Annotated in this window: 3 protein-coding genes; all 3 read left to right on the forward strand. The window is 70.7% G+C overall.

Annotation, left to right across the window (positions count from 1 at the left end; translation table 11 throughout):
- The coding region (locus tag ACFE7U_RS01605) for an 8-oxoguanine deaminase (RefSeq protein WP_375407978.1) at nt 1–1,300 on the forward strand (1,300 nt) is incomplete at its 5' end.
- 160 nt (nt 1,301–1,460) lie between these two features.
- Nucleotides 1,461–2,948: a xanthine dehydrogenase small subunit gene (gene xdhA, locus ACFE7U_RS01610; RefSeq protein ID WP_375407979.1), complete on the forward strand. Its 1,488-nt coding sequence runs from the start codon at nt 1,461–1,463 to the stop codon at nt 2,946–2,948.
- Nucleotides 2,941–5,240: xanthine dehydrogenase molybdopterin binding subunit (gene xdhB / locus ACFE7U_RS01615; protein ID WP_375407980.1), on the forward strand; the 2,300-nt coding region annotated here is incomplete at its 3' end. The genes xdhA and xdhB, both read left to right, overlap by 8 nt.

The following is a 5,240-nucleotide window of genomic DNA, read 5'->3' on the forward strand; positions in this document are numbered from 1 at the left end:
GGCTGCGGGCAACGGGATCGTGGTTCAGGGAACCCGCATCGTCGAGCGCGTGCCGGCCGGGCGCCAGCCCTCCTCGCCCGTGGACGCGGTGTTCGACGCGTCCCGTCACGTCGTCATCCCGGGCCTCGTCAACACCCACCACCACTTCTTCCAGACCCTGACGCGCGCCCACCCGCTCGCGATCAACAAGCCGCTGTTTCCCTGGCTGAAGGCCCTCTACACGGTCTGGGACAAGCTGAACCCGGAGGCCTTCCGCCTCGCCTCGCGCCTCGCCTACACCGAGCTGCTGCTCTCGGGCTGCACCACGGCGGGCGACCACCACTACCTGTTCCCCAAGGGCCTGGAGCACTCCGTCGACATCCAGGTCGAGGAGGCGCGCGGTGTGGGCATCCGCGCCGTGGTCACGCGGGGCTCGATGAGCCTGTCGGAGCGCGACGGCGGCCTGCCGCCCGACTGCCTGACCCAGGATGACGACACCATCCTGGAGGACAGCGAGCGCGTGCTGCGCCTGTTCCACGACACCTCGCCCGGCGCGATGGTGCAGATCGGTCTGGCGCCCTGCTCGCCCTTCAACGTCACCAAGCGCCTGATGCGCGAGAGCGCGGCTCTGGCCGAGCGCCACGATTGCCGCCTGCACACGCATCTGGGCGAGACGCTCGACGAGGACCGCTACTGCCTGGAGCGGTTCGGCCAGCGCCCGGTCGACTATCTCGAGGAGGTCGGCTGGCTGACGAACCGCGCCTGGCTCGCCCACGGCATCCACTTCACCACCGACGAGATCGGGCGGCTGGGGCGTGCGGGGGTCGGCGTCTGCCACTGCCCGACCTCGAACATGACGCTGGCCTCGGGCCAGTGCCGGACCTGCGAGCTCGAGGCGGCCGGCAGCCCGGTGGGCTTGGGGGTCGACGGCTCGGCCTCGAACGACAGCTCGAACCTGATCGAGGGCGTGCGCCACGCGCTGATGCTCAACCGCCTGACCTACGGGGCGCAAGCCGTCACGCATCTCGATGCCCTGCGCTGGGCGACGGAGGGCTCGGCGGCGTGTCTCGGGCGCTCCGACATCGGTCGGATCGAGCCCGGCCGCGAGGCGGATCTGGCCCTGTTCAGCCTCGACGAGCTGCGCTTCTCGGGCGCGCACGATCCGCTGGCCGCGCTGGTTCTGTGCGGGGCCTACAAGGCCGACCGTGTCATGGTCGCGGGGCGATGGCGCGTCGTCGACGGCCAGCCGCTCGGGATCGAGACCGGCCAGCTGCGCGAGGACCATTCGCGCCTCGCCCGCACGTTGTTCGGCCCCACATGATGGGTTCCGGGTTCACCACAGCCTGTCCTCGGACCGGCCAGGGTCCGGATCTGGGGGGCGGAATGACGGGCGTGAGTGAGACAAGCAGACCGGCCGCGGACGCCACATCGAGATGTGTGCATCCAGGAGCCGGCAGGCGGAGAGAGACCGGAGACCACCCTTGAGACACGAGATCCGCTTCCTCCTCGGCGAGCAGTTCCGCCGGATCGAGACCGTCGATCCGACCCTGACGGTGCTCGACTGGCTGCGCGGCCCCGAGCGCCTGATCGGCACCAAGGAGGGCTGCAACGAGGGGGATTGTGGGGCCTGCACCGTCGTCCTCGTCCGCCCCGAGGGCGCGCCCGGAGCCGAGCGCCTGTGCTACCGCACGGTCGATGCCTGCATCACCTTCCTCGGTCAGCTCGACGGATGCCAGCTCTTGACCGTCGAGCACCTGCGGGGCGAGGACGGCACCCTGCATCCGGTCCAGCAGGCGATGGTCGACGAGCACGGCTCGCAATGCGGGTTCTGCACGCCGGGATTCGTGATGTCGCTGTTCGCGCTGGCCAAGGCGCCGTCCGAGGCCGAGCCCTGGACGACGAGCCCGATCGACGACGCGCTTGCGGGCAACCTCTGCCGCTGCACCGGCTACGTCCCGATCGTCCGGGCGGCCGAGCGGGTTCTGGCCCATCCCGCGCCCGACCGCTTCGATGCCGCCGAGGCCGAGACCCTGGCCCGCCTCCTGGCGCTACGCGACGACGAGACCGTCGCGGTCGAGGGGGACGGCCGGCGCTTCTTCGCGCCCGCCACCATCCAGGCCCTGGTCGATCTCATGGCCGAGCATCCGGAGGCGACGATCGTGGCCGGCGCCACCGACGTGGCCTTGTGGGTGACGAAGGGTCTGCGGGTGCTCGATCCGGTGATCTGGATCGGGCGCATCCGCATGCTGCAGGTAGTGGGTGACGAGACCGACCACCTCTATCTCGGTGCCGGCCTGAGTCTGACCGAGGCCGGGACGCGGCTGGCCCGCCTCCACCCGGATCTCGGCGAGCTGTTCCGCCGGCACGGCGCGGTCCAGACCCGCAATGCCGGCACGCTCGGCGGAAATATCGCCAACGGCTCCCCGATCGGCGACGCCGCGCCGGCCCTGATCGCCCTGGGGGCGACCCTCCACATCATCGGCAAGGGCACCGAGCGCGAGATCCCGCTCGAGGCATTCTTCGTCGCCTACGGCCGGCAGGATCTGCGTCCGGGCGAGTTCGTCTCGGGGGTTCGGGTGCCGAAGCCCGGAGCCGACACGGCGTTTCGCGTCTACAAGGTCTCGAAGCGCTTCGACGAGGACATCTCGGCGGTGCTGGCCGCCTTCGCCCTGACCTTCGACGGCGACCGGATCACCAGCGCGTGCATCGCCTACGGCGGCATGGCCGGCACTCCGAAGCGGGCGCTGGCCGCCGAGGCGTCCCTCATCGGCCGGCCGCTCGATGCCGCCGCCATCGCGGCGTTCAAGGCGGCGCTGGCGCAGGACTTCACACCGCTCTCGGACATGCGCGCCTCGGCCGGCTATCGGCAGCGGGTCGCCGGCAACCTGATCGAGCGCTTCGCCCACGAGACCGCGCCGCAGGCCCCCGAGACCAGCCTCGCCCGCGTCGGGGAGCCGATCCATGCTTGACCGCACGCCGCCGGCCCTCAGAAGCCCCGACCGGATCGAGGGCGGCGCCCACACGCCCCGCCCGCATGACAGCGCGGCCCGGCATGCCACCGGCACGGCGCTCTACATCGACGATGCCGCCGAGCCCGACGGCTTGCTGCATATCTGCCTTGGGCTCAGCGAGCGGGCGCATGCCCGGCTCGTCGCGATCGACCTCGCGCCCGTGCGGGCAGTGGACGGCGTCGTCCGCGTGCTCACCGCCGCCGACGTGCCGGGGGTCAACGAGATCTCCTCCTCGCACAGCAACGACGAGCCCATGCTCGCCGAGGGCACCGTGATGTATGTCGGCCAGCCGGTCTTCGCCGTGGCGGCCCGCACCCGCGACGCCGCGCGCCGGGCCGCGCGCCTCGCGGTGATCACCTACGAGGATCTGACCCCGGTCCTGACCGTCGAGGCGGCCCGCGCCGACGGCACCCTGGTCTGGCCGCCGATGACGCTTGTCCGCGGCGACGTCGAGCAGGCGCTCGCCGAGGCGCCGCAGACCCTTGGCGGGCGCCTCAGTATCGGCGGCCAGGAGCATTTCTACCTCGAAGGCCAGATCGCCCTTGCCGTCCCCGGCGAGGACGACGAGGTCACGGTCTACACCTCGACGCAGCATCCCTCGGAGGCTCAGGCCCTCGTCGCCAAGGTGCTCGGCACCGTCAATTCCGCCGTCACCGCCGAGGTGAGGCGTATGGGCGGGGGCTTCGGCGGCAAGGAGAGCCAGTCGAACCTCTTTGCCTGCATCGCGGCGCTGGTGGCCAAGACGACGGGGCGCGCGGCCAAGATTCGGCCGGACCGCGACGACGACATGGTCATCACCGGCAAGCGCCACGATGTCGAATGCGACTACACGGTCGGCTTCGACGAGGACGGCCGGATCCACGCCGTCGACATGACCCTCGCCGCCCGCTGCGGCTGGGCAGCCGACCTCTCGGGGCCGGTCACCGACCGCGCCCTGTTCCACGCCGACAATTGCTACCACTACCCCGCCGTCCACCTGACCTCGCGGCCCTACCGCACCAACACGGTCTCGAACACGGCCTTCCGGGGCTTCGGCGGCCCGCAGGGCATGGTGGCGGCGGAACGGGTGATCGAGGAGGTGGCCTTCGCGTGCGGCCTCGATCCGCTGGAGGTGCGCCGGCGCAACTTCTACGGGACCGCGTCCCGCAACGTCACGCCCTACCACCAGACCATCGGCGACAACTGTATTCGCGATCTGGTCGAGAAACTGGCCGTCGATTGCGATTATGCAGGCCGGCGCGCGGCTCTCCATAGGGCAAATCCGAAAAGCCCGGTGATCAAGCGCGGCATCGCGCTCACACCCGTGAAATTCGGAATCTCCTTCACCTCGACGGCCTACAACCAGGCCGGCGCGCTCGTGCACATCTACAACGACGGCTCGGTCGGCCTGAACCACGGCGGCACCGAGATGGGCCAGGGGCTCTACGTCAAGGTCGCGCAGGTCGTCGCGGAAGAATTCCAGATCGACGCGGGGCGCGTGCGCATCACCGCGACGACCACGGGCAAGGTTCCCAACACCTCGGCCACCGCCGCCTCGTCGGGAGCCGACCTCAACGGCATGGCCGCCCGCAATGCCGCGACGACGCTGAAAGACCGCTTGCGCGCCTTCGCGGCCGAGGCCTGGGGCGTCGACCCGGAGACGGTTCTGTTCCTGCCCAACCGGGTGCGGGTGGGGAACCAGGAAATTCCCTGGGCCGAGTTGATCCACAAAGCCTATCTCGCGAGGGTGCAGCTCTCAGCCACCGGCTTCTACAAGACGCCGACGATCCACTGGGACCGCGACGCGGGGCGGGGCCACCCGTTCTACTACTTCGCCTACGGCGCCGCCTGCGCCCAGGCCGCCATCGACACGCTCACGGGCGAGTCCCGCATCGAGCGCGTCGACATCCTGCACGATTGCGGCCGCTCGCTGAACCCGGCGATCGATATCGGCCAGATCGAGGGCGGCTTCATCCAGGGGCTCGGCTGGCTCACCACCGAGGAGCTGTGGTGGGACGGCGCGGGGCGCCTGCGCACGCATGCGCCGGCCACCTACAAGATCCCCGCCTGCGGCGACCGCCCGCGCATCTTCAACGTCGCCCTCTACGACAACGCGAACCGCGAGGAGACGATCTACCGCTCGAAGGCGGTGGGCGAGCCGCCCCTGATGCTCGGCATCGCCGGGCTCCACGCCCTCTCCGATGCGGTGGCGAGTGTGGCGGACCACGCGGTCTGCCCCCGCCTCGACGCCCCGGCGACGCCAGAGCGCGT

It is taken from the genome of uncultured Methylobacterium sp., assembly GCF_964251405.1.
In the GTDB taxonomy this organism is placed as follows: Bacteria; Pseudomonadota; Alphaproteobacteria; order Rhizobiales; family Beijerinckiaceae; genus Methylobacterium.